12 protein-coding genes and 2 tRNA genes are annotated in these 16,126 nt (G+C 44.5%); 12 read left to right on the top strand and 2 right to left on the bottom strand.

The genetic code is table 11. The annotated features are described in order from the left end of the window. The first annotated feature begins 14 nt into the window (after positions 1-14). From mgtE to BTV98_RS10535, 5 genes are all read left to right on the top strand, one after another. Positions 15-1,418, top strand: a complete 1,404-nt coding sequence (mgtE, locus tag BTV98_RS10555; protein WP_058368331.1) for a magnesium transporter — start codon at positions 15-17, stop codon at positions 1,416-1,418. A gap of 155 nt (positions 1,419-1,573) precedes the next feature. Then, positions 1,574-2,038, top strand: coding sequence for a dUTP diphosphatase (dut, locus tag BTV98_RS10550; protein ID WP_058368330.1), 465 nt, complete (start codon positions 1,574-1,576; stop codon positions 2,036-2,038). Positions 2,039-2,151: 113 nt separating this feature from the next. Further along, on the top strand, positions 2,152-4,086 hold the full coding sequence (locus tag BTV98_RS10545) for a phosphomannomutase (RefSeq protein WP_075103568.1): 1,935 nt from the start codon (positions 2,152-2,154) through the stop codon (positions 4,084-4,086). A 145-nt stretch (positions 4,087-4,231) separates the two neighbouring features. Further along, positions 4,232-5,143 carry an acetylglutamate kinase gene (gene argB, locus BTV98_RS10540; protein ID WP_058368329.1) on the top strand — a complete coding sequence of 304 codons (912 nt, stop codon included), beginning with the start codon at positions 4,232-4,234 and terminating at the stop codon, positions 5,141-5,143. Between the two features lie 15 nt (positions 5,144-5,158). Beyond that, positions 5,159-5,389: a hypothetical protein gene (locus BTV98_RS10535; protein ID WP_058368328.1), complete on the top strand. Its 231-nt coding sequence runs from the start codon at positions 5,159-5,161 to the stop codon at positions 5,387-5,389. A 51-nt stretch (positions 5,390-5,440) separates the two neighbouring features. On the opposite strand, the gene BTV98_RS10530 is transcribed toward BTV98_RS10535, so the two are convergent. Beyond that, the gene (locus BTV98_RS10530; protein WP_058368327.1) at positions 5,441-5,806 is read right to left on the bottom strand and encodes an arsenate reductase; all 366 of its coding nucleotides are present in this window, start codon (positions 5,804-5,806) and stop codon (positions 5,441-5,443) included. 410 nt (positions 5,807-6,216) lie between these two features. On the opposite strand from BTV98_RS10530, the gene leuS reads away from it, so the two are divergent. The 7 genes from leuS to BTV98_RS10495 all read left to right on the top strand — a co-directional run bounded on the left by leuS (position 6,217) and on the right by BTV98_RS10495 (position 15,199). Next, positions 6,217-8,934, top strand: coding sequence for a leucine--tRNA ligase (leuS, locus tag BTV98_RS10525; RefSeq protein ID WP_227511706.1), 2,718 nt, complete (start codon positions 6,217-6,219; stop codon positions 8,932-8,934). A 61-nt stretch (positions 8,935-8,995) separates the two neighbouring features. After that, entirely contained in the window at positions 8,996-9,685 is a 690-nt protein-coding gene (locus tag BTV98_RS10520) for a hypothetical protein (RefSeq protein WP_058368326.1), read from the top strand. A 75-nt stretch (positions 9,686-9,760) separates the two neighbouring features. Further along, the gene (gene holA, locus BTV98_RS10515; RefSeq protein WP_058368325.1) at positions 9,761-10,831 is read left to right on the top strand and encodes a DNA polymerase III subunit delta; all 1,071 of its coding nucleotides are present in this window, start codon (positions 9,761-9,763) and stop codon (positions 10,829-10,831) included. Positions 10,832-11,000: 169 nt separating this feature from the next. Beyond that, positions 11,001-12,332, top strand: a complete 1,332-nt coding sequence (locus tag BTV98_RS10510) for an efflux RND transporter periplasmic adaptor subunit (RefSeq protein WP_058368324.1) — start codon at positions 11,001-11,003, stop codon at positions 12,330-12,332. 99 nt (positions 12,333-12,431) lie between these two features. Beyond that, a complete protein-coding gene (locus BTV98_RS10505) occupies positions 12,432-14,429 on the top strand; it encodes a MacB family efflux pump subunit (protein ID WP_075103567.1) in 1,998 nt (665 codons plus the stop codon). 313 nt (positions 14,430-14,742) lie between these two features. Next, a tRNA-Lys gene (locus BTV98_RS10500) sits at positions 14,743-14,818 on the top strand. Between the two features lie 305 nt (positions 14,819-15,123). Next, positions 15,124-15,199: transfer RNA gene (locus tag BTV98_RS10495), tRNA-Lys, on the top strand. 63 nt (positions 15,200-15,262) lie between these two features. Here the strand turns inward: BTV98_RS10495 and BTV98_RS10490 are convergent. Continuing rightward, positions 15,263-16,057: an MBL fold metallo-hydrolase gene (locus BTV98_RS10490; protein ID WP_075103566.1), complete on the bottom strand. Its 795-nt coding sequence runs from the start codon at positions 16,055-16,057 to the stop codon at positions 15,263-15,265. Positions 16,058-16,126: the final 69 nt, after the last annotated feature.

Genomic DNA, 16,126 nt, shown 5'->3' with positions numbered 1-16,126 from the left:
TTTTTGGAATGCCTATGCCTGCCCCTACGCCAAGCTCAGAACAATCATCCAAACCGCAGTCAGAATATAATTTGTTAGAGTACAACGCTGAACATAAGCTGCTCTATTTGCAGGGATTGGTGGCTGATAATGCGTATGCAGCGATCACTGATTTTTTAGCCCAGCAGTCTGAATATGAAATTGCCAACTTACTAGAATCTTTCCCCAATCAAGATCGGCAGGTTATTTGGGCGCAGGTTCCAGAGTACCTCAAAGGCGAAGTGCTTGCCGAGTTAGAAGTTGATACGCGTCAACCGCTGATGGAGAATATCTCCTCAAAAGAGATTTCTTTATTTACCCAAGATCTTGACGCCCAAGACATCTCAGAAATCTTAGAAACAGTTACCGACACTGTGCGTACTTCGGTAATGGCAACGTTAGACGAAGACACTCGCATTCAAGTCAACAAGCTTGATACCTATGCAGATTGGGAAGTTGGCAGTTATATGGACCCTGATATCATTCAGGTTCAAGATGATGTGAGCTTGGCACATGTACAAGAATGGCTACGAGAAAACGATGAGCTACTAGATGACCAAAGCCAAGAGCTGTTGGTCGTTGATCAAAGCCAGCAGCTGTTGGGACTGTTAAGTTTGGTTGATTTAATCAAACACAAACAGAGCTCACTGGTCTCAAGCTTTACTGACAATGCCATTACTATCAATGACCGGTTAGACATCCAAGATGCTGCCGCAATTTTTCGTTCAGAAGACATTCGTTTTGCGCCCGTTATTAACAGTCATGGAGAGCTGGTCGGTCAATTAAATGGCGAAGACATCATGGAAATTATCCAAGATGATGTCGATAGCACAATGAAAAACTTGGCGGGTGTTAGTCAAGATGAGGAGTTATTTGCGCCTATCTTGACCAGTGCTAAAAGCCGTAGTGTCTGGCTGGGTATCAACTTATGTACTGCACTATTGGCTGCTGTCGTCATTGGTCAGTTTGAGGCGGTGCTGGCAAAAGTAGTAGCACTAGCGATATTAATGCCCGTGGTTGCCAGTATGGGCGGTATCGCAGGTTCACAGACGCTGACTGTTGTGATTCGAGGTATGGCTATGGGCCAAATCGGTGGCTCTAACCGTTGGTGGCTTTTTAATAAAGAGTTATGGGTTGGCGCAATTAACGGTCTTATTTGGGCGTTTATCATGGCGATTATTGCACAAATGTGGTTTCATGATGGTAAGATTAGTGCAGTAATTGGCTTTGCTATCGCCATTAACATGACCGCTGCCAATGTATCTGGTATTAGTATTCCATTGATGCTTAAGCGCATGAACATTGATCCTGCTCTATCTGCTTCAGTTATTTTGACCACAGTGACCGATATCGTCGGCTTTATGTCGTTTTTAGGATTGGCAAGCGTATTGCTGTTATAGCGGTTACCTTTTGCAAGGTATGAGCAAAACTTTGAGTCCAAAACTACAACGTGTCAAAGAGTAGTTGTTATCTATAATCGCTACCTGTTTATAAGTGATTATAAATATTGGTTTGATAAAAAAAATAGTATTATAAAAACTTAAGTGAGTGTGTTATGCAAGCTGTACAAGTCAAAATTCTTAATTCAAAAATTGGTACCCATCCTGATTTTCCTATGCCGACTCGTGCAACAGATGGATCAGCAGGTATCGATTTACGTGCCTGTATTGATGAGCCTTTGACCATCAAGGCAGGAGCGACTCATCTGGTGGGTACAGGCTTGGCCGTCTATATACAAGATCCCAATTATGCCGGAATGATATTACCGCGTTCAGGACTTGGTCATAAGCATGGCATTGTACTGGGCAACTTAGTCGGACTTATTGATGCCGACTATCAAGGGGAGCTGATGGTCAGTGTTTGGAATCGTAGTAGTGACGACTTTGTACTCAATCCTGCTGAGCGTATGGCACAGTACATTGTGGTACCAGTTGCTCGTCCAGAATTTGAAGTGGTTGCAGATTTTAATGATAAAAGTCTTCGCGGTGCAGGTGGCTTTGGACATTCAGGCCGTCATTAAATTTAAAACAACTGAGTTAAAATATATATCAGAGTAACATATATATAACCGCGGTGGACTTAGTAAGTAAGTGCGCCATTTACCATCAATAGGGATACGAGGAGTTTGTAGTCATGCCGACTTTTGCCGCCCAACTCCCTCTATTTCGTGCTTATGATATTCGCGGGGCACGTCAGTATTTTACTACTGAATTCATCGCGGCGTTGGGTGAAGTTTTTGCACAGCTATATAAAGCACAAGCCAGTCACTCAATAAAAAGTCATCCGCTGAAAAACATTCATCCAAAAAAACATGGCATAAAAAAACACAATTTAAAAATGCCTGATCTAAAAAACAAGCACGTTAAAGAAAATTCTTTAGCTTGCTCTGTTTCTCAAAATTATCGCTTTGTGCCATCAGGTAATGTGGTGGTCATTGGCTATGATGTACGCTGTGATAGCGATACCATAGCGCATCTGCTTGCCAGTCGTCTGAGTCAGCACGGGTTGACGGTTATCCAGCTAGGACTTATTACAACGCCAATGATGGCGTTTTGGGCGCAGCAATATACAGGGCACGGTATTATAGTTACAGCCAGCCATTCTGAAAAGAATACTTTAGGGATAAAATGGTTGGTTAATAATGGGTCTCCTAGTGATGCTGATATTCAAGCTGTTTATAAAAGCCTTACGAATGATTCTATACCTAAGCTCAAAACATTATCTAACCCAAGCCATCAGCGAGATAATAAATCTCAAGTCAACCTTTTAAATAATCGTCATGCGAGCATAAAGGCAACTGATCTTGTCAGCCTACCTGCCGATACCGTTGTGTCTACTTACATCGATGCTATCGCGCAAGTATTTACTCGTATCGAGACGCAAAACTACTCCCCTGACCGCTCTAGTGCTACCAGTAAACTTGATTTAAAAATTGTTATTGATTGTCTAAATGGAGCGACCAGTAGGATTGCACAGCCCTTATTTGAACGCTTTTGTCAGCAAGTCATTGTGCTAAATGATATTCCGGACGGTAACTTTCCGAGAGGTAATCCAGACCCCACTGAGCCTAACCGTCTGGCAGAACTGCAGCAAACCGTTATTATTAATGAAGCAGATATGGGTCTGGCTTTTGATGGTGATGGTGATAGACTGATGATCGTCGATAACAGCGGTAAGGTCGTGACCCCTGATCATCTATTGTATTTGCTAGCGCGAGTCGCCATTGTAGAGCGTCCTATATACAATAAAAAGCCCAATACACCGCAGGTTTTATTTGATGTAAAGTGCTCTCATCATTTGGCACGCTTACTCAAAAAGCTTGATGCAGTACCAGTCATGAGTAAGACGGGTAGTAGTTTACTGCGCCAACAGCTTCAATCACATGATAATCGTGCTATTTTTGCTGGTGAGTTATCAGGACACTTTATCTTTAACGATGACTATTTTATTGTCTATGATGATGCTATGTATGCTGGACTGCGCTTGCTACATTGGCTGGCATCAACCGTTATCAAGTCCGATATTACCGCACTGTTAGGTATCGATACTAATTTCAATACTCATACGCTACCGCCAGCTTACGATGCGTGGGGCGCACGTAGAAGAGCGACTCTACCGTATCGACTGACTGATATTACATGGTATCTACCTACGCTTGTCAGTACCGCTGACAACTACCTGCCGTTGCCTGAGAGTGCTACTACTACGTGTTCAATTGTGCATCATTTGACGGTTCTCTGTCGTTATCTACAGCATTTGGTCGAAGATACTCATGACGTCGCGTTGCCAACATGTCATTGTTTTGATAGCGTGCAACAAATAACACCAGCTCAGGCTAAGCGGCTGTTGCCAAAAGGTACGCGTCTGTCTTGTATTGACGGCGTACGTTTAGATTTTGCTCATGGTTTTGGCGTATTGCGTCAGTCAAATACCAGTCATAGCCTCACGGTACGTTTTGCAGGAGATAGTTTGGCTGCTATGACAGAGGTGCAAACGCGTTTTATCGCCTTATGTCAAGCTTTTGATACGCAGTTGGCCGAGCAAATTGCTGCTATATCTGCCGAATAGACACAATAGCCACGACCTCTCAATTTTTAAGAAATACTATTTAAGTAATAGCATTTAATACAATACTTTTGCCACTAATGGCACAATAATGAGCTAAAAGTGCATAAACAACGTGCACTTTATTAGCGTATTTTAGGAGAGCCCAATGTCGCTTAATTTAGATGATGCTAAGAACACCGCTGAGGTACTAACCACTGCACTGCCTTATATTCAGCGCTTTGTCGGCAAGCTGATTGTGGTTAAATACGGCGGTAACGCGATGACTGACCCAGCGCTTGAAAGCTCATTTGCCCGTGATATTGTCCTTCTAAAGACGGTCGGCCTACATCCAGTAGTCGTCCATGGCGGCGGGCCTCAAGTCGATAATTTATTAAAGGAGCTTGGTCGTCAGTCTGATCGTATCGATGGGATGCGTGTGACCGATAAAGGCACTATGGATATCGTCGAGATGGTACTCGGCGGCAATGTCAACAAATCTATTGTTAGCCTCATTAACAAACATGGCGGCCGTGCTATCGGCCTAACCGGTAAAGATGCCAACCTCATCCAAGCCAAAAAACTCTTGGTAGAAAAGATTGGAGCAGACGGTATAGCCGTGCCAGTAGATTTAGGCTACGTCGGTGACGTGGTCAGCGTCAACAAAGACGTGATTAATATGCTTATTGCTTCCAACTTCATCCCAGTTATTGCACCGCTTGGTGTCGATGAAGAAGGCAACACCTATAACATCAATGCTGATTTGGTCGCCGGTAAAGTGGCGGAGTTTTTGCAGGCAGAAAAACTCATGCTCTTAACCAATATCAAGGGCGTCTTGGGCCGTGATGGCAAAGTGGTGACTGGCCTGACACCAAAAACCGTTGATAGCTTGATCGCAGACGGCACGATTTCAGGCGGTATGATTCCTAAAATAGGGTGCGCGCTTGATGCGGTGCGTGGCGGCGTAAAAAGCGCAGTCATTGTCGATGGCCGTGTACCGCATGCCACCTTGCTTGAGATTTTCACCAACGAAGGTGTCGGTACACTGATCAGTCGTGACTTAGATTCATCGATGACCTGACATTAGGAGCCAATCATGGCCTTGTGGTTATGGTGCCTGCTTTTTGTGTTAGAGAGCCTCTACTGCTGGTGGATTATTGGCTACGGCGGTGCGCGCTGGATAGAGGGCTGGAAGTCGTTCTTTATGATTGAATGGTTTGCGCTTGATTGGACAGCGGAGCAAATTCGTCTTTACGTGCTCATTATTTGGTGCTTCAGTCTGATTTGGTTTATCATAGGTATTATAAAGCCCGAGCTTAGGCTCTAAGCTTGGGCTTTTTGCCAGTATCTAAAAGCTTTGTTTACCTAAAAGCTTCTCTTACGAAAAAGTCGCGTCGAACGCTTCTTCATCATAACCACACAGCAAGAAAAGCTTATCTTGGTAACTGCCTTCTACAATTGGACGTTTAATCATGCTGGTGTTTTCTACCAGCAAATCTATCGCTTTATCTATACTGTCATCAGCGGCTTGCTTCTGCTCGTCAGATAGTTTGCGCCACGTGGTTCCGCGCTTGTTTAGCACTTTATCAATACCCAGCTTATCTACCCAGCGCTCTACGCTCTCTTTATCAATACCCTGCTTTTTATAGTCATGAAACTCATAGCTTACATTTAGCTCATCAAGCTTGGTAAACGCTTTTTTCATGGTGCTACATGATTTGATGCCATAAACAGTGATGCTCATAAAAACTCCCAATCCATAGTCATTAGTCGCTGTATTATACCGAAGCCGGTTAATTTTTGGTTTATTAGGGCGTGTCCTCATTTTAAAAATGGCGATAAAAATGAGATAAATCGCCGTCAAACAAGGAAAATAGCGCAGATAATATCGAGATATTAATCAGCTATTTGACATCGTTTGGCCAGATTTAGCCATTTTTAGCCCATTTAGATGGCTATCGATTGAATTGAGGACACGGCCTAAACAAAAACCTCCTGTCGCTACCATGACGCCTTCCCTCAACTTGCAAACATGTCGTCGTGACAGCGCGCGAACGCGTCATCATACCATCGCAATTTTCGCCAAATTACGCTATGCTATGGCATTATTTTGTTTTACCCAATTTATCTGTAATCATCAATTTCGAGCCGACTATGAGCAACGCCGTGACAGCAGAAACTGCTAATACCAATCAGACCAATAATACTTCTATAGACCATACCCAATATCAACCGCAGCTGATCGAAGCGGCACAACAAGCCAAATGGGCAACGGACAAACGCTATGAAGTGGGCAATGAGCCAAGCGACAAGCCCAGTCGCTATATGCTGTCGATGTTCCCGTACCCAAGCGGCAAGCTGCACATGGGACACGTGCGTAACTATACCATCTCTGATGTGTTAAGCCGTTATTATCGTCTAAAGGGTTTCGAGGTCATGCAGCCAATGGGCTGGGATGGCTTTGGCCTGCCAGCGGAAAACGCCGCCATCGCCAACCAAACGCCACCTGCTGCTTGGACATTTGCCAACATCGACAACATGCGCGCGCAGCTAAAATTGCTCGGTCTCTCTATCGACTGGTCACGTGAGTTTGCCACTTGTAGCCCTGAGTATTATCAGTGGGAACAGTGGTTATTTTTACAGTTATATAAAAAAGGCTTGGTCTACAAAAAACTCTCTACGGTCAACTGGGATCCGGTCGACAACACCGTCCTTGCCAACGAGCAAGTCATCGATGGCAAAGGCTGGCGTAGTGGCGCGCCCGTTGAGAAGCGCGACATCCCGATGTATTACTTTAATATCACTGATTATGCCGATGAGCTGCTCGATGATTTAGACCAGCTAGAGGGTCATTGGCCGTCTGAAGTTCTGACCATGCAGCGCAATTGGATTGGACGTAGTGCTGGTATGGAAGTTCACTTCCCTTATGAGCTTGCAGGCGAAAGCAACACTTTAGATGTGTTTACCACTCGCCCTGATACCTTGTTGGGCGTCACTTATGTAGCGGTTGCCGCTGAGCATCCATTAGCGCAGTATGCGTCTGAGCATGATGAGGCGATCGCTCAGTTTTGTGCGTTATGTAAAAAAGGCTCAGTCGCCGAAGCAGATCTTGCCAAAGCCGAAAAGATCGGTATGGATACTGGCCTTACTGTGCTTCATCCACTTACAGGTAAAAAAGTACCTGTTTGGGTTGCCAACTATGTACTGATGAGCTACGGCTCAGGTGCGGTAATGGCGGTACCTGCACACGATGAGCGCGATTATGAATTTGCGACCAAATACAACTTGCCTATCAAACAAGTTATCCAGTCTCCTGACGGTTATGCTGAGTCCGTCATCGCCGATGCCAAAACAGCTGGTACTGAACCAAACCTTGCTTATACTGAGCGCAATAGCTTGGTCAATTCAGGCGAATTTGATGGTATGGATTTTGATCAAGCGTTTGAGGCAATGCTGGCAAAGCTTGAGCCGCAGGAGCTGGCGAAGAAAAAAATCCAGTACCGCCTGCGTGATTGGGGCGTCTCGCGTCAGCGCTACTGGGGCTGCCCTATCCCGATGGTCAACTGTGAGCACTGCGGCACAGTACCTGTTGAAGAGCAGGATTTGCCAGTTGTACTGCCAACTGACGTCGTTCCAGACGGCCGCGGCAACCCGCTCAAAAACATACCAGAGTTTGTCAATACTACTTGTCCAAAGTGCGGCAATCCAGCTGAGCGCGAGACCGATACCTTTGACACCTTCGTTGAGTCGAGCTGGTACTACGCGCGCTTTGCCAGTCCAAACGACACGCAAAACATGGTCAACAAGTCTGCGGCCAATAAATGGCTGCCTGTCGATCAATACATCGGCGGTGTCGAGCACGCGGTCATGCACCTACTTTATGCGCGTTTCTTCCATAAGCTTATGCGTGATGAAAACTTAGTATCAGGAAACGAGCCGTTTGCTAATTTGATGACGCAAGGCATGGTACTTGCTGGTACTTTTAATAGAGTCAATAGCGATGGCAGTACCACTTATTATTTCTCAGACGATGTCGATATCGATTACAACGAACGTGGACAACCGATTAAAGCAACTTTAAAAGCAGATGGTCAGCCCGTTACAATTGGTAAAATCGAAAAGATGTCCAAGTCAAAAAACAACGGTGTCGATCCACAGATTACTATTGATAAATATGGCGCTGATACTGTGCGTCTATATACGCTATTTACTGCCCCTGCTGATCAAACCCTTGAATGGTCGGATGATGCGCTAAAAGGTCCGTATAATTTTGTCAAAAAGGTTTGGCGCATCGCAACTGAACACATGCAAGCATTAGCAGCAGCCAACTTAAACCTTGAGACGCTCAATAATGAAGCCTTAAACACGGATGGTCTAAGTAAAGAAGCGAAAAACTTACGTCGTAAGACTCATGAAACCATCGTCAAGATTGATAGTGATTTGGGTGACCGTTTGGCGCTGAACACGCCAGTATCGAGTTTGATGGAGCTTGCCAATGAGCTATCAAGCTTTAATGCCAGCGGTGAGCAAGACTTGCAAGTACAGCACGAAGCATTGATTGACTTACTGATTATGCTATCCGTTTATGCCCCGCACGTTGGTGAGCACTTAATTGAGCAGTTAGGACTCGACACGGTAACGTTAAACTACCCAGCCGTTGACGAGCGCGCTCTGGTGCAGGATACGATTACGATGGTGGTACAGGTCAATGGTAAGATGCGCGGTAAAATGGATGTCGCCCCCAACAGCGATCCTGAGCAGCTAAAAGCACAGGCGCGTACGCTTGAAGGTGTGGCCAAGTTTTTGACAGGGGACATCAAAAAAGAAATCGTTGTCCCTAATAAATTGGTCAATATCGTGGTGGTAGGTTAGATCTTTTAGGCTTAGAAATTTTGATGACCCTAAGCCTTTTTAAAATTTAAGGATAGCGATTATGTCTTATAAGCATCGAGCTGCACAATCACAACCCAAAAAGGCAAACGGGCAAAAACTAGCGACAGCGTTACTTGCTGCTTTGCCGATGATGACAGTACTCGGTGCCGCGACAGCGCTTAGCGGCTGCGGCTTTCAATTACGTGGTTATGATACACCGATGCTGTTTGATGTTGCCAAAACAGCGATAATTATTGAAGATGATCGTACTTCCTTTCCGTTAAAACTACCATTAACGCGGCGCCTAGAAGCCTTGGGGGTCGATGTCATTGATAACATGACTCTGACCGACGTGGCTAATAACAATCAAAGTGCTGATACTGCACCAATCGCTGCTATTACAGTAAAAAATATACGTTTTAAGCGTTATGAGCTGGTTGGTGTATTGACAGAGATTCGCTTAGTATTGACAGCAGATGTTAGTTATCAAACTGTCGAAAATGGCAAGTCTGTGACTTTAACCAATCCTATTCAAGTCGAACGTAGCTATCAGTATAATGAGGCATCTGTCAGCACTGATGATCAGCAAGGTGACCAAATCCGCGACTGGCTTTATGATAGCTTGGCACGCCGGATTACAGATCAATATGTCGCCATCTCCTTACCTAAAGTTGCTCCCAGTAGGACTAATAATTCAGCTCAAATGATTAAAAACTCAGCAACCACCAACGTTATTGCACCTAACCCCTAGTTTCGTAGCTAGGGCTCGCATTGCTTACTTTTACACTCTAATTTCTCAACCTTAAAAGGTTATGATTCAATCCTTATGCAAGATACCTTTATACAGGCCTATCCAAAGCTACTACAACCTACCGTTGCAGTAGCTGGCTTGTGGCTTGCACATGGTGATGAGCCGTTACTAAGTCAATGGTTTATCGATGCCATGCGTCCACACTGGCGCGCACAAAACTACGCGATTAAGCGTATTGAACTAATATCTGTTAAAAGCTGGCAAGAGGTGCTATCAGAGCTGGGTAGCCAATCTTTATTCGACGATGCCAGCGCGCTCATCGTGACGGGCAACCATAAGCCGGACAAAGCCGTCATCGCTGAGCTAGAACGCCTCGCTCAGGATGCACAAACAGGAGCGCATAGTCATAGTTTGTTATGGTTAACATCCAAACAAGACAAGCGGTCTCAGAGCAGTAAATGGTTTGCACCGTTTGCTCAATATGGTCACGTTATTGATTGCAATTTATATAATGAACAACAACGTCAGCAGCTGCTACAAATACAAGCACAGCAGTTTGGCCTAAAGCTATCAAAAGAAGCGTGGCAGCTACTCATGTCACATACCGAGCACCATCTATTGAGTGCCTATCAAACATTATGGCGATTGTCTTATCTGTTCGCACCGCAATTGATGGCAAATAGCGATAAGACTAAAGAAAACAACATCTCTAAGCCTGCTACCAATGTCGCTTTAGACATCAAAGATCTACAAGCTGCCTTAGTCAGCGACGCCCAATTTAGCGTGTTTGATTTATCGGATGCGATGCTTGCAGGTAATAGCGCGCAAGTGGTAAAAATAATGTTTCAGCTGAAAACGACTGATGAGCCAACGACCTTAGTGCTATGGGCGATTAGTAAAGACATGCGTCAGATTATGCAACTGATGGATGGACAAGACCCGCAAGCACTTGGCATATGGCGGAGCAAGCAAGGCTTATACCAGCAAGCTTGTCGCCGTCAGTCAAAAGCGCAAACTGCCGAATGGCCTGCCCTGCTTTATCGCTGTGACCGAGCGATTAAAGGTCTTATTCGCCAGCCAGCTTGGGAGCTTTTATTACAAGCGGCATTGGAGCTATCTGGTCAACGCTTGTTTACGACTCGATAACTTTCTATCTTTACTATTCTCCACAACTTGTCTTTATTAGCTGATCTTAAATGGCAGATTTTGGTTCTTCCTACTCTCCTTAACCTTTCTTAAACTATCTACCATTCCTTTTTATTCTGTAAGCCTCTACTATACATACACTTAAGTTCACTGTGATTGGATCATTACCATGCGCAAAATAAGCAAAAAGCCTGCTATCAAATGGGGCATTATCGCCTTGATTATTATAGCGTTAGGAGCTTTAGCCTATACCTTTTTAAAACCAGAAGAAGAAAAACCCAGCTACCTGACAGCAACGGCTAACATTGGCGATATTGAAAACAACGTCATGGCTTCTGGTAAAGTTAAAGCACTCAATACGGTTGATGTCGGTGCGCAGGTGTCCGGTGAAGTTAAACGTTTGTATGTTGAGGTGGGCGACGAAGTACAAGAAGGCGATCTTATTGCTCAGATTGATCAAGTGACGCAAAAAAACAACTTAAGTAATGAGCAAGCAAGCCTTGAGCAAAGTGAAGCCGCTATTCAAAGCGCACAAGCAGAATATTTAAGTCGACAAGCCAGCCTAAAGAGCGCCTACGCCGATCTTGCCAGTCGTCAATCTGAGCTAAAACAAGCCCAGTCTGATTTTGCTCGCCTGCAAGACTTAGTCGCCATCGATGCAATATCGCAGCAGGAGTATGATACCCAAGCGACGAGTGTTGAGACAGCAAAAGCTGCCGTTGCCAATGCGCGTGCAGCTATCGATACGGCTAAGGCTGCTATCGCCACCACAGAAGCAAATATCAATAGTCAGCAAGCAGCACTACGCAAATCCCAAACCAACGTCAGTACTGCTGAGGAAGACTTAAGCTATACCACTATTCGCGCGCCCATGTCAGGGACTATAGTCTCTGTTACTACTGAACAAGGCACTACCGTCAATGCCAATCAAACAGCGCCGACCATTGTTACCTTAGCGGACTTATCGACCGTACGTATCAATGCGCAGATTTCTGAAGCTGATGTAATCAATGTTAAAGCTGGCATGCCAGTCTATTTCAATATCATTGGCAATCCTGATCAAAAGTTTGATTCTATACTCAAGGCCATTGAGCCTGCACCTGAGAACATCAGTGACACCAGCTCAACGGATTCTGCGATTTATTATGTGGGTTACATCGAAGTGCCTAACACGGACCGGCGCTTTCGCATTGACATGACAGCACAGGTTTATATCGTTATCGATCAAGCAACAGACGCCCTGCTTATCCCTGCTGCTGCTCTACAGCCTGTTGGCAAAACGGACAAAAAAGCGACTGCAAACGATGATCCAAACGTAAAAACGGGTAAGGTTCGCGTGCTAAAACCAGACGGCGAAGTGGTTGAACAGAGAGTTAAAACTGGCATCAACAATCGTGTCGATGTACAGATTTTAAGTGGCTTGAATAAAGGCGATGAAGTGATTTTAGGTGAAGCAGACTCAACCAAAGGCCAAAGCAGCAGAGGTGGTAGACCGTTCTAACCATTAGATTTATAAGATGAGCTTTAGTTTTGATTGCTTGGTGTTTAGGAGTTTTACGTCAGCAATTTTTTAGTAGTATGCATATAGGTAGCATCGCAAATGAGTCACAAAACCTCTGATCTTAAAACCGCAGCAGACGTCCCATTGATGCAGGTCAAAGGGCTAATAAGAGAGTTCAAAGCTGGTGAGCAAACCATTCGCGTGCTACACGATATCGACTTGACCATCAATCAAGGTGAGATGGTCGCTATCATAGGTCAGTCAGGCTCTGGTAAGTCAACTCTAATGAATATTTTAGGCTGCTTAGATCAAGCGACGGCAGGCGAATACAAGATATATGGACAATCTGTCAATCGCTTGGACGCTGATGAATTGGCCAAGCTACGCCGCGAGCATTTCGGTTTTATTTTTCAACGCTATCATTTGCTTGGCGACATTAGCGCACGAGACAATGTCTCTGTACCTGCGGTATACGCCGGTATGGATGGACAGGCACGTAGTGAACGAGCCGAGAAGCTATTAGCGGATTTGGGCTTAGCAGAAAAAGTAAATAACCGTCCAAACCAGCTATCTGGTGGTCAACAGCAACGTGTATCTATCGCGCGCGCCCTCATGAACGGCGGTGATATCATCTTAGCAGATGAGCCAACTGGCGCGCTAGATAGTAAGTCGGGCGAAGATGTCATGCAGATTTTGCATGATTTAAATGCTCAAGGGCATACCATCATTATGGTTACCCATGACCCCAATCTTGCCGCACAAGCCGAACGCGTCATTGAACTCAAAGACGGCTACGTCATCGCTGACTATAAGAATGACAATTATCAACAAGTACAGGCGCGGCCCGAATCGATCTTAGACAATCATCGCAAAAGCGCTTTTAGTAGCTTTATTGATCGCTTATTTGAAGCCTTTAAGATGTCGTTACTAGCGATGCGCGCGCACAAAATGCGCACTTTGCTTACGATGCTTGGGATTATTATCGGTATCGCCTCAGTGGTATCCGTGGTTGGACTCGGTAAAGGCTCACAAGCGCAGATTTTAACCAACATCAGCTCCCTTGGTACCAATACCATTACCGTAAGTGATGGCTACCCCTATGGCGACCCACGACGTCAGTACAATGATGATAATTTGACCCCGCAAGATGCTCAAGCTGTTGCAGATCAGCCCTATGTCATTAGTGTCAGCCCTCAGCTTGATAGCAACATGAATGTACGCTATCGCAATGTACAAGAGGCCGCTAGTGTCAGTGGTGTCGGAGAGGACTATCTTAGTGTCAGTGGTGAGTCGCTGATTCAGGGGCAAGATTTTGACGAGCAAAGTATCTTGCGACGTACGCAAGATATTATTATTGACGACAATGCCAAAAACACCTTTTTTCCAGATATCGCCAACCCTATTGGTGAGGTGTTATTAATAGGCAGTGTACCAGGACGCGTGATTGGTGTCCTTGCCCCCAATAACAGTGGCTTTAGTCGTAGTGTCGACTCACCAACGCTGTATATGCCGTATACGACGATGATGTCACGTATTAAAGGTAGTGCCTACATTGAGAGTTTTGTGGCATTAATCGACGATAATATCTCTTCTTCGGCTGCTGAGTCCGCCATCTCCCAATTGATGATAAGTCGTCATGGCACCGATGATTTTCGTATACGTAATTCTGACTCTATTCGCCAAACCATTGAATCTACTACCACGGCGATGACTTTGTTAATCTCATCCATTGCCATCATCTCTTTAGTCGTCGGTGGCATTGGCGTAATGAATATAATGTTGGTGTCAGTCACTGAGCGTACCAACGAGATTGGTGTGCGGATGGCAGTCGGTGCACGTCAAAGTGACATTATGCAGCAGTTTTTGATCGAAGCTGTACTGGTCTGTATTTTGGGCGGGCTGCTGGGTATTGGTTTAGCATTTGCTATCGGAGAGTTAATCAACCGTGTTGGTGGTGATAGTTTTAAAGTTATTTACTCACCAACGTCTATCATTGCTGCATTTGTTTGCTCGACGCTTATCGGGGTGGTTTTTGGATTCTTACCTGCTCGCAATGCTGCTAAATTGGACCCTGTCGAAGCTCTCTCGAGAGATTAGCAGTAGATTATCGTTATAATCTGTTAGAATATATGGCTCATAAAATAGAAAGAATGCTAAAACGTTAAAGAAATGGAAGAATTTACACAAGATTTGAACTTTTTTTATCATGCGGGGTTGTAATTGTCACAATAATATATATAATGTGCTCTCACGTTTAGGGATACAAACTTTCTAAACGAGAAAGCAAGCTTAATGTCTCTGCTAGTATTGATAACACGATATAACCAGGTAATAAGTTTGATAGGAAATCCTATTTAAAGGATTTCCCTTGCGAAGCTAAAAAAGCAGTGCTTTTTTTATACGCTTCTCAGGGCCGATAGCTCAGTTGGTAGAGCAGTTGACTTTTAATCAATTGGTCCCGCGTTCGAGTCGCGGTCGGCCCACCATATTTAGTTTGATGCTTGTTTATCGTTCTACCCTATCCGGTAGTGATGAATAAGTGGAAAACATCGTTAAGATGTTTTTAGTTTTACAGCGTTTTCCCTTCAAGGAAAATTCTCTTGCATACCGTCAGATACATTGATTATATGCATAAGTATTAGAAAATCCTGTTTAAAGGATTTTCTTTTGCGAAGCTAAAAAAGCAGCGTTCTTTGTAAGGTTGCGTTTAAATGTAAGACTTTTGGAAATCCTATTTAAAGGATTTCCCTTGCGAAGCTAAAAAAGCAGTGCTTTTTTTATACGCTTCTCAGGGCCGATAGCTCAGTTGGTAGAGCAGTTGACTTTTAATCAATTGGTCCCGCGTTCGAGTCGCGGTCGGCCCACCACATTTGAAAAGCCCCATCACTAACTTAATAGTGACGGGGCTTTTTTTTTGCGTGTCTTGACCGCTATCGTTTAGATTTACGATCGCGCTTAAAGAGATTAAAACCAGCATCTTTTCGCCATAGCAGTTTATGCTTAATCGTATCTTTAATCGTGCGCGGCTCCTTAGGAGCTTGAGCAATCAGCATATCAAAAGTGACGTCACTTATAGCTAGCTCACCGCCATGCGCCATCATGACTACTGAAGGTTTTAAATTTTTTATTCTTTGTAATGACTGAATATAAACTTTAGGATCATAAATAGGGAAAGGCGCGACAAACTTATGACGCAGCTTGATGATTAAGTCCGCTGTATATACTTGCCGACTTGGCAGATGAAATAGCGACAAGTCACGATCTGTATGTCCTGGCGTCTCAAATACCTGCCATTCCTCAAACTCTGGTATATGTTCTTGATCCTTAACAGTAATATCGGGTATAAGGTGTGCTGGGTAATACAAATTTTTAGGCGAACGTCCTTGTCGTCTAGCGACGTATTGGGCGAGGTTCATGTCCACAACATGCATGGTACGACCAGCAATACCACTATACCATTGATTATTTTTGTCTGCAGACACAATACGGCAGCCAGTCTCTTTTCTAAATTTGTGCGCGCCGCCTGCATGATCTGGATGCATATGAGTGACCACAACAACCTTTAGATCTGTTATCGGTCGCTGCAGCGTATTCTTGATATAGTCGAGTACCAGCGCTACATCAGGTCGACAACCTCCATCTAAAAGCATAATCTTGTCCGGATATACGGCAAGATACATACTTTGAATATATCCTTCTAAACGTATAATTTCACATAAGCTCATTTATATTCCTTGCCTCATTATTCATTCTTATCACGAGGCGTCCTTTCGATGTAGATAACCATCTTTAGT

The organism is Psychrobacter sp. Cmf 22.2, assembly GCF_001921745.1.
In the GTDB taxonomy this organism is placed as follows: Bacteria; Pseudomonadota; Gammaproteobacteria; order Pseudomonadales; family Moraxellaceae; genus Psychrobacter.
The sequence above is the reverse complement of the archived record's forward strand: the minus strand, read 5'-3'. Positions and strand labels throughout refer to the sequence as shown.

Bases quoted from the DNA above. Each gene is read 5' to 3' on its own strand.
- mgtE (WP_058368331.1), top strand. From the start codon at position 15: ATGCCTGCCCCTACGCCAAGCTCAGAACAATCATCCAAACCGCAGTCA.
- dut (WP_058368330.1), top strand. From the start codon at position 1,574: ATGCAAGCTGTACAAGTCAAAATTCTTAATTCAAAAATTGGTACCCAT.
- BTV98_RS10545 (WP_075103568.1), top strand. From the start codon at position 2,152: ATGCCGACTTTTGCCGCCCAACTCCCTCTATTTCGTGCTTATGATATT.
- argB (WP_058368329.1), top strand. From the start codon at position 4,232: ATGTCGCTTAATTTAGATGATGCTAAGAACACCGCTGAGGTACTAACC.
- BTV98_RS10535 (WP_058368328.1), top strand. From the start codon at position 5,159: ATGGCCTTGTGGTTATGGTGCCTGCTTTTTGTGTTAGAGAGCCTCTAC.
- BTV98_RS10530 (WP_058368327.1), bottom strand. From the start codon at position 5,806: ATGAGCATCACTGTTTATGGCATCAAATCATGTAGCACCATGAAAAAA.
- leuS (WP_227511706.1), top strand. From the start codon at position 6,217: ATGAGCAACGCCGTGACAGCAGAAACTGCTAATACCAATCAGACCAAT.
- BTV98_RS10520 (WP_058368326.1), top strand. From the start codon at position 8,996: ATGTCTTATAAGCATCGAGCTGCACAATCACAACCCAAAAAGGCAAAC.
- holA (WP_058368325.1), top strand. From the start codon at position 9,761: ATGCAAGATACCTTTATACAGGCCTATCCAAAGCTACTACAACCTACC.
- BTV98_RS10510 (WP_058368324.1), top strand. From the start codon at position 11,001: ATGCGCAAAATAAGCAAAAAGCCTGCTATCAAATGGGGCATTATCGCC.
- BTV98_RS10505 (WP_075103567.1), top strand. From the start codon at position 12,432: ATGAGTCACAAAACCTCTGATCTTAAAACCGCAGCAGACGTCCCATTG.
- BTV98_RS10490 (WP_075103566.1), bottom strand. From the start codon at position 16,057: ATGAGCTTATGTGAAATTATACGTTTAGAAGGATATATTCAAAGTATG.